General features: G+C 70.2%; 29 protein-coding genes. 8 read left to right on the forward strand and 21 right to left on the reverse strand.

The window, feature by feature from the left end; genetic code table 11:
* The coding region (locus ACFWJW_RS10045; RefSeq protein ID WP_387237392.1) for a HAMP domain-containing protein at positions 1 to 3,303 on the forward strand (3,303 nt) is incomplete at its 5' end.
* Positions 3,300 to 4,064 carry a two-component system response regulator gene (locus ACFWJW_RS10050; RefSeq protein ID WP_387237395.1) on the forward strand — a complete coding sequence of 255 codons (765 nt, stop codon included), beginning with the start codon at positions 3,300 to 3,302 and terminating at the stop codon, positions 4,062 to 4,064. The genes ACFWJW_RS10045 and ACFWJW_RS10050, both read left to right, overlap by 4 nt.
* A 93-nt stretch (positions 4,065 to 4,157) precedes the next feature.
* Here ACFWJW_RS10050 and ACFWJW_RS10055 read toward each other — a convergent pair whose 3' ends face one another.
* From ACFWJW_RS10055 to ACFWJW_RS10065, 3 genes are all read right to left on the reverse strand, one after another.
* Positions 4,158 to 4,340, reverse strand: a complete 183-nt coding sequence (locus ACFWJW_RS10055; protein WP_387237398.1) for a hypothetical protein — start codon at positions 4,338 to 4,340, stop codon at positions 4,158 to 4,160.
* 17 nt (positions 4,341 to 4,357) lie between these two features.
* A complete protein-coding gene (locus tag ACFWJW_RS10060; RefSeq protein ID WP_387237401.1) occupies positions 4,358 to 4,717 on the reverse strand; it encodes a hypothetical protein in 360 nt (119 codons plus the stop codon).
* 289 nt (positions 4,718 to 5,006) lie between these two features.
* On the reverse strand, positions 5,007 to 5,555 hold the full coding sequence (locus tag ACFWJW_RS10065) for a YciI family protein (protein WP_387237803.1): 549 nt from the start codon (positions 5,553 to 5,555) through the stop codon (positions 5,007 to 5,009).
* A 64-nt stretch (positions 5,556 to 5,619) separates the two neighbouring features.
* Between ACFWJW_RS10065 and ACFWJW_RS10070 the strand changes: the two genes are divergently transcribed.
* Positions 5,620 to 6,093 carry an OsmC family protein gene (locus ACFWJW_RS10070; RefSeq protein ID WP_387237404.1) on the forward strand — a complete coding sequence of 158 codons (474 nt, stop codon included), beginning with the start codon at positions 5,620 to 5,622 and terminating at the stop codon, positions 6,091 to 6,093.
* Here ACFWJW_RS10070 and ACFWJW_RS10075 read toward each other — a convergent pair.
* Positions 6,077 to 7,093: a helix-turn-helix domain-containing protein gene (locus ACFWJW_RS10075; protein ID WP_387237407.1), complete on the reverse strand. Its 1,017-nt coding sequence runs from the start codon at positions 7,091 to 7,093 to the stop codon at positions 6,077 to 6,079. The genes ACFWJW_RS10070 and ACFWJW_RS10075 overlap by 17 nt on opposite strands.
* 305 nt (positions 7,094 to 7,398) lie before the next feature.
* On the reverse strand, positions 7,399 to 7,812 hold the full coding sequence (locus tag ACFWJW_RS10080; RefSeq protein ID WP_387237410.1) for an ATP-binding protein: 414 nt from the start codon (positions 7,810 to 7,812) through the stop codon (positions 7,399 to 7,401).
* 111 nt (positions 7,813 to 7,923) lie between these two features.
* Here ACFWJW_RS10080 and ACFWJW_RS10085 point away from each other — a divergent pair, with 111 nt between their 5' ends.
* Both ACFWJW_RS10085 and ACFWJW_RS10090 read left to right on the forward strand, forming a co-directional pair.
* Positions 7,924 to 8,772, forward strand: a complete 849-nt coding sequence (locus ACFWJW_RS10085) for a helix-turn-helix domain-containing protein (protein WP_387237413.1) — start codon at positions 7,924 to 7,926, stop codon at positions 8,770 to 8,772.
* Positions 8,769 to 8,978 (forward strand): DUF397 domain-containing protein, encoded by a 210-nt coding sequence (locus ACFWJW_RS10090; protein ID WP_387237416.1) that lies wholly within the window; start codon positions 8,769 to 8,771, stop codon positions 8,976 to 8,978. Before ACFWJW_RS10085 ends, ACFWJW_RS10090 begins: the two co-directional genes overlap by 4 nt.
* Before the next feature lie 13 nt (positions 8,979 to 8,991).
* Here the strand turns inward: ACFWJW_RS10090 and ACFWJW_RS10095 are convergent, their stop codons facing one another.
* Complete coding sequence (locus ACFWJW_RS10095) at positions 8,992 to 9,552, reverse strand: DinB family protein (protein WP_387237419.1); 561 nt, start codon at positions 9,550 to 9,552, stop codon at positions 8,992 to 8,994.
* A gap of 71 nt (positions 9,553 to 9,623) precedes the next feature.
* Positions 9,624 to 9,995, reverse strand: a complete 372-nt coding sequence (locus ACFWJW_RS10100) for a cupin domain-containing protein (protein WP_387237422.1) — start codon at positions 9,993 to 9,995, stop codon at positions 9,624 to 9,626.
* A 49-nt stretch (positions 9,996 to 10,044) separates the two neighbouring features.
* On the opposite strand from ACFWJW_RS10100, the gene ACFWJW_RS10105 reads away from it, so the two are divergent.
* Positions 10,045 to 10,863, forward strand: a complete 819-nt coding sequence (locus ACFWJW_RS10105) for an AraC family transcriptional regulator (protein WP_387237425.1) — start codon at positions 10,045 to 10,047, stop codon at positions 10,861 to 10,863.
* Between the two features lie 151 nt (positions 10,864 to 11,014).
* On the opposite strand, the gene ACFWJW_RS10110 is transcribed toward ACFWJW_RS10105, so the two are convergent.
* From ACFWJW_RS10110 to ACFWJW_RS10145, 8 genes are all read right to left on the reverse strand, one after another.
* Positions 11,015 to 11,938 carry a methyltransferase gene (locus tag ACFWJW_RS10110; protein WP_387237428.1) on the reverse strand — a complete coding sequence of 308 codons (924 nt, stop codon included), beginning with the start codon at positions 11,936 to 11,938 and terminating at the stop codon, positions 11,015 to 11,017.
* Positions 11,939 to 12,076: 138 nt separating this feature from the next.
* A complete protein-coding gene (locus ACFWJW_RS10115; RefSeq protein ID WP_387237431.1) occupies positions 12,077 to 12,613 on the reverse strand; it encodes a SigE family RNA polymerase sigma factor in 537 nt (178 codons plus the stop codon).
* Between the two features lie 165 nt (positions 12,614 to 12,778).
* Positions 12,779 to 13,945: a lipid-transfer protein gene (locus ACFWJW_RS10120; RefSeq protein ID WP_387237434.1), complete on the reverse strand. Its 1,167-nt coding sequence runs from the start codon at positions 13,943 to 13,945 to the stop codon at positions 12,779 to 12,781.
* Positions 13,942 to 14,418 carry a MaoC family dehydratase gene (locus tag ACFWJW_RS10125; protein ID WP_387237437.1) on the reverse strand — a complete coding sequence of 159 codons (477 nt, stop codon included), beginning with the start codon at positions 14,416 to 14,418 and terminating at the stop codon, positions 13,942 to 13,944. Before ACFWJW_RS10125 ends, ACFWJW_RS10120 begins: the two co-directional genes overlap by 4 nt.
* Positions 14,419 to 14,573: 155 nt before the next feature.
* Entirely contained in the window at positions 14,574 to 15,875 is a 1,302-nt protein-coding gene (locus tag ACFWJW_RS10130) for an acyl-CoA dehydrogenase family protein (protein ID WP_387237440.1), read from the reverse strand.
* Position 15,876: 1 nt separating this feature from the next.
* Positions 15,877 to 17,052, reverse strand: coding sequence for a bifunctional MaoC family dehydratase N-terminal/OB-fold nucleic acid binding domain-containing protein (locus tag ACFWJW_RS10135; RefSeq protein WP_387237443.1), 1,176 nt, complete (start codon positions 17,050 to 17,052; stop codon positions 15,877 to 15,879).
* Positions 17,049 to 18,377: an acyl-CoA dehydrogenase family protein gene (locus ACFWJW_RS10140; protein ID WP_387237806.1), complete on the reverse strand. Its 1,329-nt coding sequence runs from the start codon at positions 18,375 to 18,377 to the stop codon at positions 17,049 to 17,051. The genes ACFWJW_RS10135 and ACFWJW_RS10140 overlap by 4 nt, the downstream gene beginning before the upstream one ends.
* 257 nt (positions 18,378 to 18,634) lie before the next feature.
* Positions 18,635 to 18,943 carry a hypothetical protein gene (locus ACFWJW_RS10145; protein WP_387237446.1) on the reverse strand — a complete coding sequence of 103 codons (309 nt, stop codon included), beginning with the start codon at positions 18,941 to 18,943 and terminating at the stop codon, positions 18,635 to 18,637.
* 793 nt (positions 18,944 to 19,736) lie between these two features.
* On the opposite strand from ACFWJW_RS10145, the gene ACFWJW_RS10150 reads away from it, so the two are divergent.
* Positions 19,737 to 20,615: a bifunctional DNA primase/polymerase gene (locus tag ACFWJW_RS10150; protein WP_387237448.1), complete on the forward strand. Its 879-nt coding sequence runs from the start codon at positions 19,737 to 19,739 to the stop codon at positions 20,613 to 20,615.
* Between the two features lie 244 nt (positions 20,616 to 20,859).
* Here ACFWJW_RS10150 and ACFWJW_RS10155 read toward each other — a convergent pair whose 3' ends face one another.
* The 4 genes from ACFWJW_RS10155 to ACFWJW_RS10170 form a co-directional block, all read right to left on the reverse strand.
* Positions 20,860 to 21,618, reverse strand: coding sequence for a methyltransferase domain-containing protein (locus tag ACFWJW_RS10155; RefSeq protein WP_387237450.1), 759 nt, complete (start codon positions 21,616 to 21,618; stop codon positions 20,860 to 20,862).
* 178 nt (positions 21,619 to 21,796) lie between these two features.
* Entirely contained in the window at positions 21,797 to 22,312 is a 516-nt protein-coding gene (locus tag ACFWJW_RS10160) for a GNAT family N-acetyltransferase (protein ID WP_387237453.1), read from the reverse strand.
* A 296-nt stretch (positions 22,313 to 22,608) separates the two neighbouring features.
* Entirely contained in the window at positions 22,609 to 23,085 is a 477-nt protein-coding gene (locus ACFWJW_RS10165; protein WP_387237456.1) for a peptidoglycan-binding protein, read from the reverse strand.
* 240 nt (positions 23,086 to 23,325) lie between these two features.
* Positions 23,326 to 24,612 (reverse strand): SGNH/GDSL hydrolase family protein, encoded by a 1,287-nt coding sequence (locus ACFWJW_RS10170; protein WP_387237809.1) that lies wholly within the window; start codon positions 24,610 to 24,612, stop codon positions 23,326 to 23,328.
* Positions 24,613 to 25,016: 404 nt separating this feature from the next.
* Between ACFWJW_RS10170 and ACFWJW_RS10175 the strand changes: the two genes are divergently transcribed.
* Positions 25,017 to 25,238: a hypothetical protein gene (locus ACFWJW_RS10175; protein WP_387237459.1), complete on the forward strand. Its 222-nt coding sequence runs from the start codon at positions 25,017 to 25,019 to the stop codon at positions 25,236 to 25,238.
* 118 nt (positions 25,239 to 25,356) lie between these two features.
* On the opposite strand, the gene ACFWJW_RS10180 is transcribed toward ACFWJW_RS10175, so the two are convergent.
* Positions 25,357 to 25,695 carry a peptidase inhibitor family I36 protein gene (locus ACFWJW_RS10180; protein ID WP_387237462.1) on the reverse strand — a complete coding sequence of 113 codons (339 nt, stop codon included), beginning with the start codon at positions 25,693 to 25,695 and terminating at the stop codon, positions 25,357 to 25,359.
* 355 nt (positions 25,696 to 26,050) lie between these two features.
* A complete protein-coding gene (locus ACFWJW_RS10185) occupies positions 26,051 to 26,230 on the reverse strand; it encodes a hypothetical protein (protein WP_387237465.1) in 180 nt (59 codons plus the stop codon).

Raw genomic sequence — 26,230 nt, forward strand, 5'->3', positions numbered from 1 at the left:
GAGATCCTGGAGCTGAAGTCGACGATCAACACCATGGTCGACCAGCTCTCCGCCTTCGCCGACGAGGTCACCCGCGTCGCCCGCGAGGTCGGCACCGACGGCCAGCTGGGCGGCCGGGCGCAGGTCAGGGGCGTATCCGGCGTCTGGAAAGACCTCACCGAGAGCGTCAACTTCATGGCGGACAACCTGACGTCCCAGGTCCGCAACATCGCCCTGGTCGCCACCGCCGTCGCGGAGGGCGACCTCGGCAAGACGATCACCGTCGAGGCCAAGGGCGAGATCCTGGAGCTGAAGTCGACGATCAACACCATGGTCGACCAGCTCTCCGCCTTCGCCGACGAGGTCACCCGCGTCGCCCGCGAGGTCGGCACGGAAGGCAACCTGGGCGGTCAGGCGCAGGTCAGAGGCGTCTCCGGGGTCTGGAAAGACCTCACCGAGAGCGTCAACTTCATGGCGCTCAACCTGACGTCCCAGGTCCGCAACATCGCCCAGGTGACCACGGCCGTGGCCAACGGCGACCTGTCCAAGAAGATCGATGTGGACGCCCGCGGCGAGGTCCTGGAGCTGAAGGACACCGTCAACACGATGGTCCAGCAGCTGCGGGCCTTCGCGGACGAGGTCACCCGGGTCGCCCGCGAGGTCGGCACCGAGGGCCGGCTGGGCGGCCGGGCGCAGGTCCACGGCGTCTCCGGCGTCTGGAAGAACCTCACCGACAACGTCAACTTCATGGCGGACAACCTGACCTCCCAGGTCCGCAACATCGCCCAGGTCGCCACCGCCGTCGCCAAGGGCGACCTGTCCAAGAAGATCGACGTGGACGCCCGCGGCGAGATCCTGGAGCTGAAGACGACGATCAACACGATGGTCGACACCCTGTCCTCGTTCTCGTCCGAGGTGACCCGGGTGGCCCGCGAGGTCGGCAGTGAGGGCCAGCTGGGCGGCCAGGCCCGGGTCGAGGGCGTCTACGGCACCTGGAAGCGGCTGACCACCAGCGTCAATGAGCTGGCGCTGAATCTGACCACGCAGGTCCGGGCGATCGCCGAGGTGGCCAGCGCGGTCACCCAGGGCGATATGTCCGGCTCGATCACCGTCGACGCCCAGGGCGAGGTCGCCGCCCTGAAGAACAACATCAACCTGATGGTCGCCAACCTCCGCGAGACCACCCGCGCCAAGGACTGGCTGGAGTCCAACCTGGCCCGTATCGCCAGCCTGATGCAGGGCCACCGCGACCTGGTCGAGGTCGCGGACCTGATCCTGCGCGAGCTGACCCCGCTGGTGAACGCGCAGTTCGGCGCGTTCTTCCTGGCCGAGGCGGGCGCCGAGCCCGGCGAGGGCCTGGAGCTGATCGCCGGGTACGGCACCGGCCAGCCCGAGGGCCGCCGTTCGCTGCCTCGGCTGCGGCTGGGCACCCCCGGCTGGGGCCTGATCACCCAGGCCGCCATGGAGAAGAAGCGCATCGTCGTCGAGGCCGTCCCGCCGGACTACATCACCATCAGCTCCGGACTCGGCGCCTCGGCCCCGGCCAGCATCGTCATCCTGCCCGTCCTCTTCGAGGACCAGGTGCTCGGCGTCATCGAGCTGGCCTCGTTCAGCCGGTTCAGCGAGGTCCACCTCGCCTTCATCGACCAGTTCGTGAACACCATCGGCGTCTCGATCAACACCATCATCGCCAACTCCCGTACCGAATCCCTGCTTTCGGAATCCCAGCGGCTGACCGCCGAACTCCGCCAGCGCTCCGACGAACTCCAGCTGACGAACGCCGAGTTGGAGGAGAAGGCGGCCCTGCTCGCGACCTCTTCCCAGTACAAGTCGGAATTCCTGGCGAATATGTCGCACGAGCTGCGCACCCCGCTGAATTCCCTGCTGGTGCTCTCCCGGCTGCTCGCCGACAACCCCGACGGCCGGCTCTCCCCGCAGGAGGTGGAGTTCGCCGTCACCATCCACCGCGCGGGCTCCGACCTGCTCCAGCTCATCAACGACATCCTCGATCTGTCGAAGATCGAGGCCGGCCGGATGGATGTGCACCCCAAGACGCTGCCGCTGATCAAACTCCTCGACTACGTCCGCGCCACCTTCCGGCCGCTCACCGTCGACCGCGGTCTCAGCTTCGACGTCACGGTCGGCGAGAACGTCCCCAAGGAGCTGTTCTCCGACGAACAGCGCCTCCAGCAGATCCTGCGCAATCTGCTGTCCAACGCGGTGAAGTTCACCTCCTCCGGCGGCGTGGAACTCATCGTCCAGCGTGTTCCGGGCACGGATTTCGAGGAGGAGTCCCTGCGGACCGCAGACGATGTCATCGCGCTCTCCGTCAAGGACACCGGGATCGGCATCTCGCCGGAGAAACTCGACGGCATCTTCGAGGCGTTCCAGCAGTCCGACGGCACCACCAACCGCAAATACGGCGGCACCGGCCTCGGCCTGTCCATCAGCCGCGACATGGCCGCCCTGCTCGGCGGCCGGATCATCGCCGAGAGCGAGCCGGACGTCGGCTCCACCTTCACCCTGTACGTGCCCGCGCGCTATACGGGCCCGTTCCCCGCCCCGAGCCCCACCGCCGCCACCCGCCCCGCGGACAGCACCGCCCAGTCCGGCCCCGTCCTGGCCGAGCAGCTCACGGCCGAGCCCGAACCGCAGCGGGCCGCACCGGCCGGTGACCTCTTCCCCACCCCGGCGGACCAGGAGCTGACCTCCCCCGCGGGCGGCCACTCCCCCGACGGCGGCGCCGTCACCTGGCCCGAGACCACCCGCCTCAAGGACTGGCTCAGCGGACGCGCCGGCCAGGTGCTGGCCAGGCGCCGGATCCTGATCGTCGACGACGACATCCGCAATGTCTTCGCGCTCACGCACGTATTGGGCCGGGTCGGTATCAGCGTGAAGTACGCGGAAAACGGCCGCGAGGGCCTGGAAGTCCTCGACCGGACACCGGATGTCTCACTGGTGCTGATGGACATCATGATGCCCGAGATGGACGGTTACGAGATGATCAAGGCGATCCGGCACGCGCCTCGATTCGCCGATCTGCCGGTGATCGCCCTCACCGCGAAGGCCATGCCCGGCGACCGGGAAAAGGCGATCGAGAGCGGGGCCAACGACTACATCCCCAAACCGGTCGATGTGGACCGGCTGCTGTCCGTGATCTGCCGCCTTCTCGACCCGGAGCACGGCGATCCGTCGCCGCACCCCGAGCCCGCGCACCCCGATGTCCCCCTTGCCGCCGAAGGCAGCGGTGACATCGGCCAGGACGACCAGGGAACGACGGGAACTACGGGAACTACGGGGCAAGGGCAGGGGCAGGAATCATGACGACCACACCCGACACCTCACCCAGCATCCTCATCGTCGACGACATGGAGGAGAACCTCGTCGCGCTGGAGGCCGTTCTGAGCTCGCTCACCCAGAAGGTGGTCCGTGCGCGATCCGGCGAAGAGGCCCTCAAGGCCATGCTCCGCGAGGAATTCGCGGTGGTGCTCATCGACGTGATGATGCCGGGCATGAACGGTTTCGAGACCGCCGCCAACATCAAGGGCCTCGACCAGACCAAGGACGTCCCGATCATTCTCCTCACCGGCGCCTCGGTCGACCCGAACTACGCCTACCGCGGGTACACGGTCGGTGCCGCCGACTTCCTCATCAAGCCCTTCGACCCCTGGTTGCTGCGCACCAAGGTGAACGTCTTCCTGGACCTGCACCGCAAGAACCGCCAGCTGGCCGCCCAGGCCGAGCAGTTGAAACGCCTGCTGACCTCGGACGAACAGCCCCGCGGCGAGAGCGCACCGGCCGGCGGAGCCGGGGAGGCCGGAGCCCCCGGACAGCCCGCCGCGCCCCCGGTCACCGCCCCCGCCACACCCCCCGAAGCCCAGGAATTCCGGGCGCATTCCGAGCCGGCGCCGCCCGTTTCCCCCGGGGCCGGCGACGCCTCCCGGCTGGCGGACATCGCCGGCCAGCTCGCCGAGGTGGAACTCCTCCTGCGCGATGCCCAGGGCACCGACAAGGAACGGCTGGCCGACCGCATCGCGGAATTGGAACAGGCGGTGGGCAGGCTCCTGGTGAGCCGGGGTACCTGAACCCGTGAGCCGGGCACCTGAACCCCCGTGCCGCACAGCCGTATCGGCGGCGCCCGGTGGACACCGCCGACACAACCTGTAACGCCAAGAACGCTACGCTCCCGGACCTTCTTGGGCGCTCTTGCCCCGGATCCCCGGAATCTTGTTGACAGTAAAGGCGTATATTCCCCCGAGGACGAATATCGCCAGATACTGAGCCCAGGTGATGTCATCGAGCACGCTGTTCGCCGCGACGACCACACCGGCCCAGAGAAGAGTGAATACGATCTTGGCCATCAGAATTCCCTAAACCGTCAGGAGAGCGAAGCGAGGCAGCCGGTGGCTCCGGCGACCACGGTCTTCTTCGCGATGTCCGAGGCCACGTCCTTGCTGACGTAGCGGCCGACGACCAGCGCGCCGGCTCCGCCGATCGCCCCCTTGATCAGGCAGTTCTTCACCATCTTCTGCATCTTGGTGTGGTTCATGAGGTAGGCGCAGTCGTCCTTGCTCTTGGACATGGTGCACATCGAACGGGCTTCTTCGATGGGGTTCACCATGCTCGACTGAACCTCGGGCCGCGGGTTCGACTCGGCGTGGGCCACACCGGCGCCACTGGCGAGGACGATACCTCCCACCATGACGGCGGACATCGCACCCGAGACAAGGCTCTTCATTGAATTTCCCCGATTCAACGTTCTTATGCGGCGCGGCATGGGTCAGATACCGCGCTCTCTTTGCCACTCACAAACGTAGTTGCCGATATGCACTCGGGGAAACCCTGTTGAGCCGATCTTGAGGTTGACGATTTTGTGAAACTCGCACGTGGCAATCGATGTTCATTTTTCGGTCGACTGATACGCAATGTCCAAATATCTGTGGACGCGGGGGAGTTGCGGCCGCGGCGGCCCGGGGCCTCGGGACCGCGGCGGCCCGAGCCGCGGCCCCGGCCCCGGCCCCGGCCCCTTACGACCGTCCGCCGAACTGCCACCTGTGCACCTCGATTTCGGCGTACCGTTCCGGGCTCAGAACGGCACGTGCCGCGTCCGCGTCCGGCGCCCGGACCAGCGCCGCCGTACCCAGCCAGATGGCCCCGTCGTCGGACAGCAGCGGCCCGTACGCGATCAACTCGTCCCGCCCGGGCGGCACATCGAGGTCACCGTCCGCCCCGGCGCCGAGGCCGAGCACCAGATACCGGTTGCCGCCGCTCGCACCACCAGGGAAGTCCCACATGGTGCGCCCCAAAGTGTTGCGCCACCGCCGCAGCATCACCTCGCGGTACACACCCGCTTGATAGCCGGGCTCGCCGAAGGCGAACGCGCGGGCGGCGGCCGCATCCGGCAGGTCGACGATGTGCACACTGCCGGTGGGCGTCTCACCGTCCCCGGCCATGGTCGGGCCGCGGGCGATCATCTCCGCCCCGTACCCGTCCATATAGGACCAGTGCTCTTCCAGCAGCTCCTCACGCAGCGCCAGGGAGTCGGACCGGTCGCGGTGATAGCAGAAGAATTCCATGCCCGCAGTCTTCAGCACCCCGAAGGACCTTCGCACGGGCGTTCGCTCTCCCTACCCTGGCCGCATGACGGAGACGCACACCTACGACGTAGCCATCGAATGGACCGGCAACCTCGGCTCAGGCACGGACACTTACCGCTCCTTCAGCCGCGCCCATGAAGTCCTGGCGACGGGAAAGCCGCCCATCGCGGCCTCCTCCGACCCCGCCTTCCGCGGCGACCCGTCCCGCTGGAATCCCGAGGAACTGCTCGTGGCCTCGGTCGGCCAGTGCCACATGCTCTGGTACCTCCACCTCTGCGCTGTCGGCGGAGTGACCGTCGTCGACTACGAGGACCGCGCGCACGGAGTCATGACCATGGACGCGAGCGGCGGTGGTGGCCAGATCACGGAGGTCGTACTGCGCCCCGAGGTGACCATTGCCGAGGCATCGATGGTGGACACGGCCCGCGCCCTGCACGGCGAGGTGCATGCGCTGTGCTTCATCGCCCGCTCGGTGAACTTCCCCATCCGCCACGAGCCGGTCATCCGGGTCCAGTAGGGAGGCGCTGCGCTGCGGTTGGCCGGTGGCGGCAGTCGCGGCAGCGCCCCGGGGCGGGAGCGCGGAAGGCGCGCTCGCAGCCGTCGCAGGTCTGGAGCGGGGACGGGCGGTCGCGGGCGGGGGCGGCCGGTGAGGCTGCCGGGAGGGGCGGCGGGAGCAGCTCCGTGAGGCGGTGGGCGAGCAGGGCCGCCGGGTGGCGGAGGGTGTCCGGGAGGCCGGTCGTGAGGGCGCTGCGTACGGCCTCCGGGGTGGCCCCCCGTTCCAGCCAGGCGGCGAGGGGAGGGGTGAGGCGGTGGATGTCCCGTACGGAGAGCAGGAGGCGGGGGTCGTCGCGGCGGAGGTTCGCCAGGAGGGCGGCGGCCGGGGGGTGGTGGGCGCGGGTGCGGGGCTCGGGTGGTGGCGGTGCGGGTTCGGTTCGTGCGCGGGGCGGCTCGGTTCGTGCGCGGGGCGGCTCGGTTCGTACGCGGGGAGGTTGGTCCCGTACATGGGGAGCCTCGGTTCGTGCGCGGGGCGGCTCGGCGGTCGGAGCGGGTGTGTGGGAGGTGTCCGTCGGGGCGGCCGGGACCGGTTCGGTGGCGGTGCGGCGTTTGGCCTGTTCGGCGGCCTCGCGGGCGCGGCGGGCGCGGGTGGCCTCCGGGTTGTTGTACGAGATCGTGCGGGTGACCATCCGCCCGTCGTCGGTGCGCTGCCGGACCCGTTCGAGGTAGCCGTACGCCTCCAACTCCCGTAAGGCGACGGCGATCCGGTCCCGCCCCTCGGGGAAGCGCCTGGCCAGCGTACGGATGTCGACCGGCGCGCCCTCGGGCAGCGACTGGATGTACGCGGCGAGCCCGATCGCCAGGCCCGACAGCGAACGGTGCTGGGTGAGGTGATTGCCGACGATCGTGTAGCCGGGGTCCTGGAACTCGGTGACCTGGTGGACACCGGCCGGGCGGGGCGACGGCGATCGGCGAATCGCGTACTGAGCGCGCGCAGGCGCATTAGGCTTCTCTTCAGCCACGGGAAGGCTCTTCTTCCTCGGTGGTCAGGCCCTCGATCGGGATGCCAGTCCCGGCCGGGGGCCGTCGCATGTGTGCGGGTTTTCGGGGGTGTTGCTGCCGAGGGTGCATGGGCGGAGGCAGCGGAAGCGAGTCTTCCGGTCGTGGATCACCCAAGCGAGTGACGGCGGGTGCCGCGAGCCGGGTCGGGCCGGGTGGGTTCGGTTTCTGTACCTGGGGTTATGGGTTCTTTTACGGGCCGGGCCCCCGGCGCTCGGCACACCGAAGTCCGGTTTCCCGGCCGCCGGTTGACGGGCGGCCGGCCGCCTCATCGGCCCCACAACGGCAGATCGAATTCCGCCCAGACCGTTTTGCAGGGGACCGGCCCCGGCGTGGTCCCCCAGCGGTCGGCGAGCGTCTCGACGACCAGCAGGCCGTGCCCGGAGTCCCGTACGCCCGGCACGTACCGGGCCGGAAGCCGGTCGCCGCGCGGATCCGTCACCTCGATACGGAGCGTGTCCGCGTCAGACAGCACGGCGAGCCGGAAGTCCCGGCCCGGTACGCGCCCGTGCGTGGCGGCGTTCGTGGCCAGCTCGGCGATCACATGGGCCGGGTCCTCGAACGACAGCCCCCAGGAGCGCAGCTCCTCCGTCGCTAGGAGCCGCGCCAGCCGAGCGTCCCGGCGGGTGGCGGACAGCTGGACCCTGAACTGGAGCTTGTACGAGGCGAATTCCTGATTCATGTCACTCAGCGTGGTCTCGCGCACCTACGCTGAAAAGTGATTGCACCGATACGTACGGTGACTGTCCCTGGCTGTCCAGAGGCGTCCCCTGCGGTCCAGGAGGTGGAGTGGATGAGCATTGACGACACGGACGAGGCGGGCTGGGAGCCCGACCCGGAAGACGAGACGCGGGCCGTCGTCGAGGCGGTCGGGCGACAGCTCAAACTGTGGCGGGAGGCCGCCGGGCTACGGCCCGCCGAGTTCGGGAAGGCCCTCGGGTACGGGGAAAACCTGATCTACAAGATCGAGCGCGGCGTGCGTATCCCTCGCCCCGAGCTTCTCGACAAGGCCGATGAGCTGCTGGGCGCGGGCGGGAAGATCGCCGCGATGAAGAAGGACGTGGAGCGGGCCCGGTACCCGAAGAAGGTTCGGGATCTGGAGGAGTTGGAGGCAAAGGCGGTCGAGCTCGGCGCGTACGGCAACCACAACATCCACGGGCTGTTGCAGACGAAGGAGTACGCACACGCGCTGTACGACATGCGACGCCCCACGCTCGCCGAGGACGACCTTGAACGCCATCTTGCGGCACGCATGGCGCGGCAGGAGATCTTCGGCCGAAAGCCGCTCACCACGCTGACATTCGTCCAAGAAGAGGTCACACTGAGGCGGCCCATCGGAGGCAAGCCGGTACTTCGGCGGCAGCTCGAACACCTTTTACAGCTTGGGCAGTTGAGGCACGTCGAGATCCAGGTGATGCCGACGGAGCGCGAGGATCACGCCGGAATGAGCGGACAGGTGCAGCTGTTGAAGCTCAGGGACGGTTCGACCGTGGGGTACTCGGAAGCACAACTCACCAGCCGTCTGGTGGTGCAGCCAAAAGAGGTGCAGGTCCTCGAACTGCGGTATGGAATCATCCGATCCCAGGCCCTCACTCCACGAGAGTCGCTGGCCTTCATCGAGAAACTGCGGGGAGAGACATGACACTGAGGCCCTCTGGCGGTTCCGGTTCCGTGCTGGTGTGGACCAAGAGCAGCTACAGCGGCAGCGACAACAACGACTGCATCGAGGTCGCCCCCACCCCCTCCACCATCCACATCCGCGACTCCAAGAACCCCGACGGGCCGCAGCTGCACCTCCAGCCCTCCGCCTGGGCCGACTTCGTCGCGTACGCCGCTGCCGGCGGGTAGAGACGGGCCCTCGCTACTGGCCCACCCGCCCGTCGAGGCACTCGCGCAGCAGGTCGGCGTGGCCGCAGTGGCGGGCGTACTCCTCGATCCGGTGCACCATCAGCTCCCGGATCGCGATGTTGTCCTTGGCGATGCGCGCGCCCAGGTCCGGGTACTCGGCGAGCGCGGCGTCGGTCGCGGCCTGCTCGCGCTCCAGATCGGCGTACGAGGCGTCGACCACGGCCTGCTCGCCGACGGCTCCGTCGAAGTCCGCGTCGCGCACGCCGTACAGCTTCGGCAGCGGGTCGCCGTCGGTGAACCAGTTGCGCCAGTCCCGTTCCGCCTCGGCGAGGTGGCGGATCAGGCCGAGCAGCGACATCGTCGACGGCGGAACCGTGCGACGGGCCAACTGCTCCGCGTCCAGGCCCTCGCACTTCATCCGCAGGGTCATGCGGTATCCCGACAGGAAGTCCTGGAGCGTGGCCAGCTCGCCTTCCGGTCCAGGGCCCTCGTTGTCGCGGGGATCGTCGTTGGGGTCGACCCACATGTCGGGGTAGACGGTTGCCTTGGTCCAGCGCTCGGGTTGGTCGGTCATGTGTCGATGGTCGTGGGTGAGGGATCGCGCTCGCCACTGAAATTCGGGGCGTGCCGGGCGGCACGGGGCCGTCAGGCCAGCGCTTCGGGGGCCTTGGTCCGCGGCCCTCCCGCGTCGCCCGTGTTGGCCGTGCCCACCGGCTCGAAGAGCAGGATGGCGGTCTCCTCGTCCGCCACCGGGCAGTGTTCGACGCCCTGCGGGACGACGAACAGCTCGCCGGGCCCGAGCACCACCTCGCCGTCCCTGAGCTGGAGGGTGAGCCGGCCGCTGACGACCATGATCAACTCATCGGTCTCGTCGTGCTGGTGCCAGACGAACTCGCCCTTCAGCTTGGCGAGCTTGATCTCGTAGTCGTTGAGCTGGGCGATCTTCTTCTGCGACCACAGATCGCTGAACTGCGCGAGCTTGTCGGCGAGATTCACGGGCACGGGCTGCTGGTTCATGCCTTGAGACTGCCGTGACCGGAATCCGGCGGTCTTGTACGTTCCTGGCATGACAGCCGGCCCGCCCCGTACGACGGTCAGCGCCTGGCGCCCGTCCGTGCCAGGAATCGCCGAGGTCTTCCACGCGCACTTCACGGAGCACGCGTATCCGTCCCACACCCATGACACCTGGGCCCTGATGATCCTCAACGACGGGGCGGTCGACTTCGCCTGCGACCGTCACCGGCATGGCGCGGCCGGGTCCGGCACGGTCGTACTCCTGCCGCCCGGTGTCTCCCACGACGGCAGGACGGTCACCGCGAACGGCTTCCGCAAGCGGGTGCTCTACCTGGACACGAGCGTGCTCCCGGAGGAACTGACCGGCCGGGCGGTGGACGGCCCGGTCTTCGGCGACGATCTGCTGCGCCATCGCATCCACCAGCTGCACACGGCCCTCGGGCACCCGGGCGACGGGTTCGAGGCGGAGTCGCGGCTGGCCTTCATCCGGGAGCGGCTGCACGGGCATCTGGACGCGCTGCGGCCGCCGCGTACACCGGGCCGGGAAGCGAACCGGCTGGCCGCCGCGCTGCGCGAGCTGCTGGACTCCCGGCTGGCGAGCGGTATGTCGCTGGAGGAGGCCGCCGGGCTCCTGCACGCCCACCCCACCCACCTGATCCGCTGCTTCAAGCAGACCTACGGGCTGCCGCCGCACGCCTACCTGACCGGCAGGCGCATCGAACGGGCCCGGGGCTTCCTGCTCGACGGCCGACGCCCGGCGGACGTCGCGTCGGCCGTGGGCTTCCACGATCAAGCCCATCTCCACCGGCACTTCACCCGTCACGTGGGCACGACACCGGGGCGCTACGCGGCCGCGCCACGGCTCCCCTGACGGAGCGGCCCGCCTGACCGAGCGGCTCCCCTGACCGAGCGGCTCGCCTCCGGCGTTGACACCGCGGAGCCCCGCGACCAGCGCTGGTCGCGGGGCTCCGGTGCTTCTGCCGTGTTCTGGGCGTCGGGCCGGGGGCGCCGTCGGCCGGCCCTCAGCTCAGGGTCACCTGATGGCGGGTCCCCGCGCCGTCGGGGGAAATCCGCAACCGGTGCCGTGGCACTCCCGGGCGGCCGGCGGCCACGTACCCCTCGTACGCACGGGCCACCTCGTCCCACAGCCTCCTGGGGCCGTACTGCGCGACCGCGAACGCCGACAGCTGCCGGCCGTCGTAGTCGACACTGGCCCAGCTCGTCGCCTCGTCATCGGCCAGCCACAGCCGCGTATGCGCCGCTTCCCCCTCGGTGTCCCACGCATGCCATGTCCCCGGCACCCGGAGGCCGATGTGCAGCTGCGCAGCGAGGTCCGTCCCGGCAACCGACCAGGGGGACAGCTCCGTGACGGACCGATCGGGTTTCTGGCCCTCGCGCAGCACGTCGCGATGCAGCTCCACCTCGACCCGCTGGGCTCGCATCAGCATGAACGCACCGTAGGGGGCGAGCACACCCTCGGCGGTCCCGTCCGCCTGCTTCGTGGCGATCAGCGTCCCGAAGTTGCACCAGGGGGTGTCCCACGGGATGACGAGGAGACCGCCGGTCACGGTCTGCTCCAGCCATGGGAGCGGCACGGTGCGGACGGAGCAGGTGGCGATGATCCGGTCGTAGGGGGCGTTCGGCGGCCAGCCGCCCGCGCCGTCCGCGCACACCACGTGCGGCTGCTGCCCACCCTTTGTGAACTGGGTGACGAGAGGGGCGTCGCGGTAGGCCGCGCGCCACCAGCGGTCGGGTTCGCTCTCCCGGTCGCACGGCTCGTGGCCGCCGTTCCCGTCACGCAGCCACAGGGTGGGCGGCAGAAAGAGGTGGCGGGATACGGCGCGCAGGGCGGCTTGCAGGTGGGCGGGGACGGGGTGGCCGAGCTGCCCGGCGATCTCGTCCAGCAGACCGGCGATGGCTTCGTCGGGGTCCGGATGCGAGGTCAACGGGCCTGCTCGGGCTTCGGAGGCGGAGTCGGCTCCGAGGCCGGTGGGCGCAGCGGGTGCGTCGGGTGCAGTGGGTGCGTCGGGGGCAGCGGGTGCATGTGCCGAGTGTGCCCGTACGGGGGCGCCCCGGCGTCCGGATCAGGACGACAGCATCGCCAGCTCAGGGTCTTCCCGGAGTTTGGCCAGGGCGCGGGAGACGGCGCTCTTGACCGTGCCGATGGAGACCTCCATGACCTCGGCGGTCTGGGCCTCGCTGAGGTCCTCGTAATACCTGAGGACGACCATGGCCCGCTGACGGGCGGGCAGTCGCATCACCGCGCGCCACATCGCGTCGCGCAGGCCCTGGAGTTCGGCCGGGTCGGGGGCCGGCATCGGCTCGGGCTCCGGGAGCTCGTCGACGGCGAATTCCTCGACCTTGCGCTTGCGCCACTGGGAGGTACGGGTGTTGATCAGCGCGCGGCGGACGTAGCCGTCCAGGGCGCGGTGGTCCTCGATCCGGTCCCAGGCCACATAGGTCTTGGTCAGCGCCGTCTGGAGGAGGTCCTCGGCGTCGTTCGGGTTGGGAGACATCGACCGCGCGGCGCGCAGCAGGACCGGCCCCCGGGCCCGTACATAGGACGAGAACGTCGGGAACACAGCGGCGGTCGAAGCGCTGGTGCACACTGGCGTGGTCATGGGCACCACGCTAGGAGCGCGGGTGGGGTGGACGGATCGCCCCCAGGTGCCGAAGCGCTATCCCCCTGAAGTTGTACGGGTAGTACCCACCCCACCTCCTCTAGGGGGACAGGCAGGTCGTACCCGTCAGACCTGTGGCCGCGGATTCGGCTCGCGGCCGCCCCGTCAGCCGTCCGCGCCGAGGACCAGCCCCGAGGTCGGCACGCCCGTGCCCGCGGTGACCAGTACATGCGCGGGGGTGCCCGCCTGGTTGACGGAGGTGCCGCGGAGCTGGCGGACGGCCTCGGCGATCCCGTTCATCCCGTGCAGGTATGCCTCGCCGAGCTGACCGCCGTGGGTGTTCAGGGGGAGGACGCCCGCGGCGACGAAGTCCGAGGCTTCGCCGGGCGCACAGAAGCCGAACTCCTCCAGCTGCATCAGCACGAACGGGGTGAAGTGGTCGTAGAGGATCGCGACGTCGATATCGGCGGGGGTGAGGCCGGCGGTCCGCCAGAGCTGGCGGGCGACCACGGTCATCTCGGGGAGGCCGGTCAGATCGTCGCGGTAGAAGCTGGTCATCTGCTCCTGGGCGCGGCCTGCGCCCTGTGCCGCGGCCGTGATCAGCGCCGGCGGGTGCGGCAGCGTGCGGGCCCGCTCGGGCGAGGTCACCACGATCGCCTGGGCGCCGTCCGTCTCCTGGCAGCAGTCCAGCAGCCGTAGTGGCTCGACGATCCAGCGGGCGGCGGCGTGGTCGGCGAGGGTGATGGGCTTCCCGTAGAAGTAGGCGGCCGGATTGCGGGCGGCGTGGCGGCGGTCGGTGACCGCGACCGGGCCGAAGGCGTCCGGGGTCAGCCCGTAGGTGTGGAGGTAGCGCTGGGCGGCCATGGCGACCCAGGAGGCGGGGGTGAGCAGGCCGAAGGGGAGGTTCCAGCCGAGCGCCGCGCCCTCGGCGGACGGCTCCCGCTGCTGCACGCCGGAGCCGAAGCGGCGGCCGGAGCGCTCGTTGAACGCCCGGTAGCAGACGACGACTTCGGCGATTCCGGTGGCGACCGCGAGGGCCGCCTGCTGGACGGTGGCGCAGGCCGCGCCGCCCCCGTAGTGGACCCGGGAGAAGAACGAGAGCTCGCCGATACCGGCCGCCTGGGCGACGGTGATCTCGGGGTTGGTGTCCATGGTGAAGGTGACCAGCCCGTCGACGTCCGCGGGGGTCAGCCCGGCGTCGTCGAGGGCGGCGCGTACCGCCTCGACGGCCAGTTGCAGCTCGCTGCGGCCGGAGTCCTTGGAGAACTCGGTCGCACCGATGCCGGCGATGGCGGCCCGGCCACCTAGGGAGTCGGGGCGGAGGAGGCTCATGGGGTGGCCTCCGGGGTGCTTTCGGGGGCCCCTTCGGGGATCCCTTCCGGGATGCGTCCGGGAGACCCTTCGGGGGTCCCTTCCTGGATCCCGTCCGGGAGGCCCACGGTGACCGTGCCGGTGACGTGGTGGCCGATGCCGTTCGCGCCGATGACCCGTACCACCGCCGCGTCGTCCGTCACCTCCGTGATCGTGCCGCGCAACACCATGGTGTCTCCCGGGTAGTTGGGGGCGCCCAGGCGGATGGCGACCTTGCGCAGGGTGCAGCGGGGGCCGAAGTGGTCGGTGATGTAGCGGCCGACGAGCCCGTTGGTGGTGAGGATGTTCATGAAGATCTCCGGGGAGCCCTTCGCACGGGCTGCCTCGGGGTCATGGTGCACGTCCTGGTAGTCACGGGAGGCGAGGGCGCCGGCGACGATCAGGGTGCGGGTGAGGGGGATGGTGAGGGCGGGGAGCTCGTCACCGGCTTTCATGTCACCGGCTTTCATGTCATCGGCTTTCACGTCACGGGCTCTCAGGTCGCGGGCTGGTGTGCCGCTGGGTGGTGTGTCACTGGGTGGTGTGCCGCCATCGGCTTTCGTATCGGTGGCCTTCATGGCGCCGGGTTTCATGGGGCCTCCGTCCGGTTTCATGGGGCCTCCGTCCGGGGCGGCTGGGCCGGGCGGCCGGTCGGCGCCGGGCGTTCCTCCGTGAGCAACTCGCCCAGTTCCTCCAGGGCTTCGGCGCCCGCGCCGAGGTATCCGGCGAGCTGTCTGCCCCAGAGGAAGTGCCGGTGGACGGGGTGGTCGAGGTCGGCGCCGATGCCACCGTGCAGATGCTGGCCGGTGTGCACCACGCGGGTGCCCGCCTCGGACGCCCACCAGGCGGCGGTCAGCGCATGCGGTCCGGCATCCAGGCCCGCGTCCCGGCGCCAGGCCGCCTCGTGGGCCGTGAGCCGGATGGCCTCGATGTCCATGTGGGCGTCGGCGGCACGCAGCAGCACACCCTGGTTCGTGGAGAGCGGGCGGCCGAACTGCTCGCGGGTGGTGGTGTGGGCCACCGCACGAGCCAGGGAGCCGGCCGCGACCCCGGCCTGAAGCCCGGCGAAGGCCGTCCGTGCGAGGGCCAGGATGTCGGCGTAGGCGTCGCGGATGGCGGGCCGGGCGGGGTGGGTGAGGGCGCTGGGGGCCGGGGCCAGGCGTTCGGCTCGGGCGTGCGGGGCGGGGCGCGCGGCAGGGGCGTCTGAGGCCATGGGGTCGGCCGGAGTGCCCGGGACCCGGCGTTCGACTCGGGCGTCCGGGCCCAGCCGTTCGGCCGAGGCGCCGTCCAGGGTGAGGCGGCCCGCCGACCACGGTGCGGTGGTCTCGACCGGGTCCCGCCGCACCCCGTCGGCGTCGGTGCGTACGAGCCACAGTGTCCGCGTGGCACCGTCCGGCACCAGCACATGGGTGGCCGCGCACAACCACGGCACCACGGGCACGACACCGGTCAGCCGGCCCGTCCGGTTCACCGTTCCGCTCGCCGGCCGGTCCGTCGTCCCGTTCGCCGGCCCGTCCGCCGTGACGTCCGCCGTGCCCTCGGCCCGTACGCCGCCGCGTCGCGCCGGGAAGGCCCCGGTGGCGACCGCCTCGCCGGTCCGCAGCGGCGGCAGCAGCCGCGCCCGCTGCTCCGCGCTGCCGTGGGCGCCGATCGCCAGCAGGCCGTACACACAGGTCGCGGCGAACGGCACCTGGGCCGTCGTACGGCCCTGCTCCTCCAGCATCAGGACGAGCCCGAGCAGGCCGGCCTCCTCCGCGGCGCCTGGTAGACCGGCCGCGCACAGTGCCTTCCACAGGGCGGCATCGGTACCGCTGTCGCCTGCGGCGAGGCGCTCCGGTGTGGACAGGTCGCCGAAGATCTCCGCGGCCAGCTCACGGGCCGCCGTCTGTTCCGGGGTGGGCGTGAAGTCCATCTCAGCCCTCACCTCCCTCGACCACCCGGAAGACCGGCAGCTCCAACTCCTCATCCACACACAGGAATTCGAGCCGTACGGCCATCCCGATCCGGACCTTGTCGTAGGGGACGCCGACGATGTTGCTGACCATCCGCACCCCCTCCGCGAGCTCGATCAGCCCGACCGCGTAGGGACCCGCCGTACCGGAGCCCGCTGCGCCGGAGGCCACCGCATCCGGGCCCGCCCCGTCGGCCGGTGCGTCGGGCATCGTGAACGCGGGGAAGGGCGGATGGTGCATCACGACGTAGGAGAAGACCGTCCCCGCGCCGCTCGCCTCGACGGTGTCCCACTCCGGTGACCCGCAGCTGTTGCACCCCGGCAACCAGGGGAAGCGCAGCGTCCGGCAGCCCGTGCAGCGCTGGATCAGCAGCCGGTGCCCGCGGACGCCCTCCCAGAAGCCGGCGTTGTCGCGGTTGATGACGGGCCGGGGACGGCGGGGGCGAGGGTACTGGGGTGGCTCAGGCGCCCGGGGTGGCTCAGGTGGCTCGGGTGCCGTCAGTCGCTCCGCCGTCTTGGAGGGCTGGCCGTCAGTCTTGGAGGACCGGCCGTCCGTCTTGGAGGGCTGGCCGTCCGCCTCGGGAGACCGCCCGTCCGGCTTGGAGGACCGACCAACCGCCTCGGGAGACCGCCCGTCCGTCTTGGAAAGCCGTGCGGCCGGGGCGTACTTGAGGACCCGGAAGCGATGCGTCCCGGCCGGTTCGCCGTCCGCGCGGATATCCATCCGCGTCGTGATGAAGTGCCCGACCCCCAGCTTCGTGGTCTTGCACTCCGACACCGATTCGATCACCGAGTCGAAGGTGATCCGGTCACCGGGCCGCAGCGGCCGCAGATACTCCTGCTCGCAGTCGGTGGCCACGATGGAGGTGTACCCGGCGCTGTCCAGTAACCCGGACAGTTCGTCGTACGCCCCCGAGCGGTCCGCGTGGCCGGAGAGGCCGCCCATCGTCCATGCCTGAAGCATGGTCGGCGGGGCGACGGCGTCCGGCCCCCGGTAGGCGGGGCTGGTGTCGCCCACGGCCTCGCACCAGTGCCGGATCATCGGCTCGTTGACCAGGTCCTTCCCCACCCCGGGAGCCGAGGTCGGCCGGCCCTCATAGGCTCTGAGCTGCTCGTATGCGAGCTGCACCGGACTCATCGGCGCCCCCTCCGCATCCCCAGCCGCATCGTCGCGACGATCTCCCGCTGGACCTCGCTCACGCCGCCCCCGAAGGTGTTGATCTGCGCCGCACGGTTCATCCGCTCCAGCTCCCCGTCCCCGAAGACGCCCGGCGAACCTCGCCGTACCAGGGCGGCGTCACCGGCCACCTCCTGGCAGATCCGGTAGACCTCGACGGTGCTCTCCGTCCCCGCGAACTTGACGCCGCTGGCGTCCCCGGGGCTGAGCGTCCCGGCGCCCACCTCGTCGACCAGCCGCCAGTTCAGCAGCCGGGTGGCGGCCAGCCGGGCGTGCGCCTCGGCGAGCCGGGACCGCACCCAGGGGCGGTCGGCGGGCCGCTCGCCGGTCTCCGGGTCCGGTGTGCGGGCGTACGCCAGCGCCGCGTCCAAGGCGTCCTCGGCCTGCATACCGAGGGCGGCCAACGCGACGCGCTCGTGGTTGAGCTGATTGGTGATCAGCTGCCAGCCGGCGTTCTCCTCCCCTACGAGGTTCCCGGCCGGGACGCGGATGCCGTCGTAGTACGTGACGGTGGTCGTGAGCCCGCCGACGGTCTCGATCGGCGTCCACGAGAAGCCGGGGGCGTCGGTCGGCACCAGGATGATCGAAATCCCCCGGTGCTTGGGCGCGTCGGGGTCGGTGCGACAGGCGAGCCAGATCCAGTCGGCCCGGTGGGCGTTGCTGGTGAAGCTCTTGGTGCCGTTGATCAGCCAGTGGGCGGCCTCGGTGGGACCCCTAAGGGCGTCGGGGCCGCCGGTGCCGCCTGGGCCGCCGGTGCTACCGGCGCCCTCGGTGCTACCGGCGCCCTCGGTGCTACCGGCGCCCTCGGTGCTGCGGGCGCCCTCGGTGCTGCCGGTACCCTCGGCCCCCTTAGGGGCGCCGCCCGCGCCCGGCTGCTTCACCGCCCGGGTGCGGAGGGCGGCGAGATCGGTACCGGCCTCGGGCTCCGTATAGCCGATCGCGAACACGAGCTCGCCACTGAGGATGCGCGGCAGGAAGTAGTCCTTCTGCTGCTGGGTGCCGTACTTCATCAGCGTCGGGCCGACGGTGTTGAGCGTGACCATCGAGACCGGGGCACCCGCGCGGTACGCCTCGTCGAAGAACACGAACTGCTCGTCGGGACCGCGGCCCTGCCCGCCGTACGCGGTCGGCCAGCCCAGACCCAGCATGCCGTCGGCGCCGATCCGGCGCAGTACCGCACGCTGCGCCGCGGCGTCCTCGACCGGCCCGTCCGGCAGCAGCTCCCGGAAGTACGAACGGAGTGCGGCGCGCAGCCGCTCCTGGCGCGCGGTGGGGGCGAGGTGCACGTCGGCGGCCTCCCCTTCTGGTGGCCGTACGCCCGGTGCGCTGGGTCCGGACATACGAACGAGCGAGCGGGTTTCTGACTGTCCGTCAGAAACCCGCTCGCTGTCAAGGTCGGCGCAGTGAACCCCGGAGAAGCCCCATTCCCTCCGTGCCGACCCTGACGTCTCCCCTACTGGGCGCCCACCCCGCCCCCTGGACGGCCGCCGCGCCCCCGGGCGGCGGCCCCCTGCGCGGCGTGCCCCCTACACGGCAGGCCGGATCACTCGAAGTTGTTGAAGGTGATGGTGGAGTTGGTCTGGTCGATGTCCGTGGAACCGGCGGAGCCGTTCACGCTCGCGGTGTTGTTCTGATTGGAGGCGCCGGCACCGTTGGCGACCTGCTGGCCGGTGGTCGAGTTGCCGAGGTTGTCACCGCCGACACCGGTCCCCGTCTGGCTCGTCGCCGCCGAGCTCGACCCACTGGTCGCGAAGCCGCCGTTGTCGGCCTGCGCGACGCCGGTGAAAAGGGTGGCCGCAAAGGGCAGCGCGGCGGCAACGGCGAAGGCGCGGGCGGTACGGGTGCTTGCCATGTCTCTTCTCCTCCTACGGAACACGACTGCTGAACTCCGCTCTCTCATCGGGCAGTTGGCCGACCACCGCGATACTTGCCTCGACGTCGCGCACTCAGCCTTGCCCACGAACCCCCGGCGAACCCGCCGCGAGGCGGCGATTCCCCCGCAAGCATGAGGAACCCCGGGTAAACCCCCGTCGCACACGTACCCCCGGTCACACCCGTGCGGCGACCCCCGGTCTCGCGGACAGGCCCGTCCATGGCGCGGCCGACGAGCCCACCCCGGCGCATCGACGCACCCGGCGCGCGGGTCAATGCACACACGCCCCCTTCCCTTTGTCGAACATCCGTACGAAAATAGAGCCATGGCCATGCACCGCCGCCATGCCGGAAGACCGACCGACCACCCGCCCGACCCCTGGACCAACAGCCGAGCCAATCCACGGGGAGCCATGACGCCTGACCCCTGGCGCGGCACGGGACCCGACCCGTCAGGCGGCACACAACGCGATCCGCGGGCCGAGGGGGAGCCAGACCCGTGGGCCGCCCCGTGGGCCGAGCAGCAGCCAGGCCCGTGGCCCGGCCCGTGGGCCGACTCGCGGGCCGAGCAGCAGCCCCACCCATGGGCCGACTCGTCGGCCAAGCAGGAGCCAGACCCGTGGGCCGATTCGGGGACCGGCCTGCACCCCGCCCGACCCACGGAGGCACCCGGCACCGCGTCCATGGACCGGCCCGCCACCACGCCCGTGGAACCGCCTGCCACCACATCCACGGACCCGCCCGCCACCGCGCCCATGGCCCCGTCCGCCCCCATGGACGCACCCACCGCCGCACTCACGGACCCGCTCACGGCCCCGCCCGCCGCCGCGCTCACCCAGGCACTCCTCGCCGCCGAGGCCGGCTACCCGGTCATGCCGCTGACCCGCAGCAAGCTCCCCGCCATCCGGTCCCCGCACCGCGGGCACCCCGAGAAACCACCCTGCCGCGGCGCCTGCGGCCGGCTCGGGCACGGCGTACACGACGCGAGCACCGACCCGCTCACCGTCCGCCGTATGTTCGCCGCCGCCCCTTGGGCCACCGGCTACGGCATCGCCTGCGGACGGCCCCCGCACCACCTCATCGGCATCGACCTCGACACCAAGAACGGCGCCGACGGCCTGACCGCCCTCCGGTTCCTCGCCGAACAGCACGGCTTCCCGCTCCCGCCGACCGTCACGGTCCTGACCCCCAGCGGCGGCCGCCACCTCTGGTTCACCGGCCCGCCGTCCCTGCCCGTACCGAATTCGGTCGGCCGGCTCGCCCCCGGCATCGACGTCCGCGGCGCTGGCGGCTATCTCGTCGGCCCCGGCTCACTCACCACCCACGGCCGGTATGTCCGCGCAGCCGACACCCCACACCGCCCCGCCCCCGTGCCGGAAGCCCTCCTCACCCTGCTCACGGCCCCGCCACCGCCCGCCCACCGCGAGCCGCCGTACGGCGTCCCGCCCCAGCCCGCCGCGGCGCTCATACGTTTCGTCCGGGCCTCCCCGCGCGGCCAGCGAAATGCCCGGCTCTTCTGGGCGGCCTGCCGCGCCCAGGAATCCGGCCTCGGCCAGGAACTCGCCGCCAGGCTCACAGCGGCCGCCTGCCACACCGGTCTGTCCGCAGAGGAAGCCCGCGCGACGATCGCCTCAGCCGCCCGCCGCGGCTAAGGCTGTCCCGGCCGTCCCGTAGGCCAACGGCCCGACCAGAACGGCAGCTTGAGGAGGCGGCCCGAGCAGGGAGTCCGAAGAGCAAGTCCGAAGAGACGGACGCAGATTCTGACCGAAGAAGCGGACCGCAAGGCCGACCGGCAAAGCGGGGCGGGCAGAAGGACCGGCGAGACCGACCGGAGCAGCGCACCGGACCAGCGCACCAGACAAGCGGACCGGACACCCGGCCCGAAGCGCGGCCTGCCTACCCCTTCCGCGCCTCGATCAGGAACCGCGTCGTCTGCGCCACGAACGGCCCCTCCGTACGGATCAGCTCATCCAACTCCCGCAGCCGGTCCCGGTATTGGTCGACCGTGAAGCCGGGCACCATCCACACCACCTTCCGCAGGAAGTAGATGACCGCCCCGATGTCGAAGAACTCGGTCCGCAGCGACTCCGCGCGCAGATCGACCACCTCAAGGCCCGCCGCCTCCGCCGCCCGGCGCGCATCCTCGGGATGGCGGGCCCGCCGTACGTGCTCCGGCTGCGGCCCCAGGAAGTACTCCACCAGCTCGAACACACTCGCCGGACCGACCTGTTGGGAGAAGTACGTGCCCCCGGGCCGGAGCACCCGGGCGATCTCCTCCCACCACACCGTCACCGGATGGCGGCTCGTCACCAGGTCGAATGCCTCATCGGCGAACGGCAGCGGCGGCTCGTCCGCATCTGCCACCACCGCCGCACCGAGCGGATGCAGCAGCGCGGTGGCCTTGGCGACATTGGGCGGCCAGGACTCCGTGGCCACCATCACCGGCGGCAGCTTCGCCGCACCGGCGAGCACCTCGCCGCCGCCCGTCTGGAGGTCCAACGCGGCCGACGCACCCGCCAACCGCTCACTCATCGCCCGCTGATATCCCCACGAGGGCCGCTCCTCCGTGGCCCGCCCCGCCAGCCACGAAAAATCCCATCCCTCGACCGATACGCCCTCGGCCTCGGCCACCAGGTCCTCAAATGATCGCGCCATACCCCCACAATCACCGCGAAAGACCAACCCCGCCAGCGATTTTCACCGCCCTGCCCGCAGCCTGCCACCCCACCCCGCGCGCACTGCCCCCAGGCCCCGCACCGCTATCCCACCCACTGCGGCCAGACCCGCGCCCGGCGCCCAGGCCCGCACCCCGACCCACGCCCCGACCACAGGCTCAGCAGCGCTCCTCGCCAGGCCCCACCAGAAAGGCCAGCTCCGGCCGGTCCCACATCACCGCGGGCGGATTGGCCCGCACCGTACCGACCGGCCGGGCGCCCATGCTCCGGTAGAAACCCTCGGCGGGCGGATGCGACACCACGCGCACGCGGTCGAGCCCGGCCCGCCGCGCCTCCTCCCGCATGTGCGCGAACAGCCGGCGCCCGATGCCGTACCCCTGCGCCTGGTCCGCCACAAACATCAGATCCAGCTCGGCCGGCTCCACCATGAGCGCATAGAAGCCCCACACCCGCTCCGCCGCCCGCTCGCCCGGGTCCGCACCACCGGCGGCCTCCTCCACGGCAACGAACACCCGATGCGCCGCGATGTAGTCCGGCCCCACCCGATACCCCTCGACCATCGAGGAATACCGCCCCTCGTACGCGCGAGAACTCCGCACCAGCCGAGTGAGCCGCCCGGCATCCCGCTCCTCGGCCCGCCGGATCACCACAGCCCCGCGCCGGGCCCCGCCCATTCCCCCCGCCCTCCGCGCACCCACCGTGACCCCTGCCCACTTTCCGCATCATGCCGGGAAGACAATTCCACATTCCACGACCACTTTACCGCGCCCCCGCACAGCAATCCCACGACAACCCCCGGCCCCCACCCACAATCCCACCTCTCAGCATCCCCACCTCACAGCAAATCCCCACCCCGCAGCCGCCATTCTCCTCCCCGGCGGCCACACGGCAGGGATTCCACACTGATTCCGATTCCACGCCTCATCGGGCGCCGTGCTCCACGCCTCATTGGGCGCCATTCTCCCGCGCCTCATTGGGCGCCATAATCCTCCTCCGGGAACGGAACACGCAGCTGGTCCCAGGACTTACGCCCCGGCCAGCCGTCCGCATCCGGGCCCGAGTATCCCAGCGCACTCTGGAAGGAGGAATATGCCTGACGGTGCTTGTCGTTCCACTTCGGCCCCGGACCGCTGAACCCGTAAGCGGCACCGCACCCTTCCTCCACGAGGCGCAGCCCCATCATCTGGATGATCGGGCTGGTCGGCAGGGTCTTGAACCATTCACTGCCGGGGAACGGAACGAAGCTGGGATCACCGGGCTGCGGCTCTCCCGTCGTGGCCTTGGCGACGATCAGCCGCTGGCCCACCTTGATGACGTTCGGATCCGAAATGCTGTTCCAGATCTGAAGCTGCTTCACAGTGGTACGGAAACGGGAAGCAATGCCGGAAAGCGTGTCACCGGAAACCACGACGTAGTACTTGTCCTGTGTTGTCTGTTGAGTACCCATGACACTCACGCTAGAAGCGTTTCCAGGCACCCGCATGTTTTCCCACGGCAGCCACCGACCGCACAATCCCCAACGCCATCGGCTCATTTTACCGCCGACGCCCCCCACTTGCAGTGCAGTATCCCGGCCGACCGAGATCACCCCTCCCCTCCTCCCCTCCGCCCCGAAAACAAAGGATGCCTCAATACAAAGTAGCCCAGTAAACCAACTCGTCAGACCAGCGAACGCGACACCACCAGTTCAAAGGGCAGACACATCAAAGGCGTTGGCAATAGCTTGATATCCCGCGTCGTTGGGATGCAGCCCGTCCTCGTAGACATAGCCCGGCCGTGGCCGCTCCGGGTGGGCCGGATCCGCCAGGGCCTTGTCGAAGTCGACGACCGCGTCATACGCCCCGCTGGTGCGTATCCAGTGGTTCACCTGCGTACGCAGCCGCTCCACCTTGGCGGCATGGCCCGGATAGCCCGGATACCCGCTCAGCGGCACCAGCGTGGCCCCGATGACCTTGATCCCCCGTCCGTGCGCGGCGCGGATCAACGCCCGGTAGCCCTCGGTGATCTGGCGCGCCGAGACCGGCTTGTGCGACGACGGAAAGCAGCGGCCCGTGGCCCAGTTGGCCCCGACGTCATTCGCCCCCAGCTCGACGATCACCGTACGCACCCCCGGCCGGTCCAGAACATCCCGCCGGAACCGCGCAACACCCTTCTCCCCGAAGCAGGAACTGCTGGTCAGCAGCATGTTCCCGGCGATCCCGGCATTCACCACACCAAGGTTCCTGCGGCCGGCGACCAGCCGCTCGCCCAGGGCATCCGTATACCGGCCGTTGGCCTCCGCCGTGGCCCCCACCCCGTCGGTGGCCGAATCCCCCAACGCCACCACCGTGTTCCGCCGCGCCCGGAACGGCCCGGATACCTCAACCCCGCTCAGGAAGTAAGACGACTGCGACGACTGGCGATACGCCTGCGCCAACACGTCGTCGAGGTGATTTCCACTGGCCCGATAGGACGCCGCCAGCCCGACCCCGTGAAAGGTGGCCGGCCCGGTCTCTCCGGCGAAGTACAGCGTGATCACCAGGTTCTCCAACGGGGACGTGGACAGCGGCACCGCATCACCGACCGCCTCCCCACCCGCCGGGATCACCGTCGAACCAGCGTGCCGGAAGCTCACCTTCCGCGCGGTCCCGGGCCATGCCTGCGCCCCGCCCCCGGACCGCGCGATCATCGCCCCGTCCACCCGCAGCGGCGTCCTGCCGTACCGATTGGACAGCCTGATCCGCACGCGGTCCCCGCCGACACCGACCCGCACGACCTGACGCACCGACTGATGACGAAACCCCTGCCGCGACCAATTGGGCACATCATCCACATCCCCCTCAACAGGCTCCTGCACCGCAGCACCCCACGCCTGCGCCCACCGCAATCCCGCCTCCCCCACGGCATACGCCCCACCCCCGGCCCCGGCTCCGCCTCCCGCCGAGACCACCACCCCCACCAGTGCCATCACCGTCACCACCCCCACCAGCGCCATCACCCTCGCCACCCACGAAACCCCACCCCTGCCAGCCGGCACACCCCGCACGTATCCCATGGACCGCTCACTTCCCCTCCTCAGGCATGCACCCCGTTCGACCACACCAGCAAGCCGACTTCGGCCGCTCCCCCGAGGCACCTCCGCAGTCTCGGCCCGGCCCAAGACCCACCACATCCCCCATTCGGCAGAGAAACCCCCCATTCCGCTTCCCCGACAAACGAACCGCTCTGTGACAGCGCCGAGCCCTCAAATGGGATGACTAATACGAACGAGGCTGCAACTCCCCACCGTGCAGGGCCGTTACGGCTCCCGCCGAGCAGGCCCACCAGGACGAAGGAGGCGACTTCCGCCAGACCGCTTCGTGGTACGTCGGCGAAGTCCACAACCGGCACTTCGGCACCGTGTGGCAGTACCACCCCGATTCACCGGAGATCCCCGGCGCCTGGCCGTTCGTCACCGTGCCCTTCCACCGGCTCTTCGAGTTTCCCGACGAGGACGGCATCGAACCCGACTGCCGCCCCCTCTACACGCCTGTGAAACGACTCTGCGGAATCCTCACCCCCGCCAATGGCCACCTCACCACCGACCCGGACATCTACATCCCCACCTGCGCAATTACCTAAGGGCCGTCCCGCAGCGGTCGCATTGCGCCCCGCGCAAAGACACGGTCCCGACCGTCGCGATGCGACAGCCGGGACCGTGTCTCGGTTCTGCGGGTGCTGGCCAGCTCCTAGCCTGCGGTCACGGGCCGATGACCGCGATGGACTTGATGGTCGCCCCCGGCTTGGTCTGCCCCCAGTGGCCGCTCTTGATGTCGACGCGCTTGCCGTAGCACGAGACGTCGCTGTAGACCCGGATCGTCCTCTTGGTCTGGTTGGAGACGGTCTTGCCGTTCCACGCGTAACAGCCCGGCGAGGGGTTCAGGCCGCTGGTGCGCTTCGTGCCGCCGAAGTCATTCTTCGACCACGTGCAGACCGAGCCCTTCCGGCAGACGGACGAGGCGGATGCGGTGTGGGCGGTGGCGAGCGGCAGCGTCGCGATGAGCGCGGCGCCGCCGAGCGCAATGAGCTTCGTCCTCAAGAGTGGTACTCCTGTTCCCCGATTAATCATGGTCACAACGAGCATCTCAGCGCTGGATCCACACAGCCAACCGCTTTTCAGACAACCTCCGCGCCACCGCACCCGGCGCCACTCCCTCACCCAGCAGTTGACCGGCCCCATAGTGCCAGGCAGACGACCTGGACAGGCCCCGGATCCCGCTCATGTCCCATCACCCACGCGCCGGAACCACCGAACAAATCCAGCTCATTTGACGACGCACCAGAGGCACCCACAGAAGCCCACACCACCGAGGACTGACGCACGCCCACCCGCCGCCCTACCGCTCCGAGGCCCGGGGAACTGCTCGGACCTCAGGTCGTCCCCCGCGTTGATGTCAGCCGGAGAAGATCGACAGCGCCTCCAACGACCCGAAGACGCCGAGTACGCCGACGAGCGCGACACCGATCAGGACCGCGAAGCACACGAACGCGATGACGATGATGAGCCAGGTACGGCCAACTGCCGCGTGGTACTCAGAGTCGTCGTCCCAGTCCTGCACGCGCTCGTCAGTCAT

Source organism: Streptomyces sp. NPDC127097 (assembly GCF_042724075.1).
Classification (GTDB): Bacteria; Actinomycetota; Actinomycetes; order Streptomycetales; family Streptomycetaceae; genus Streptomyces.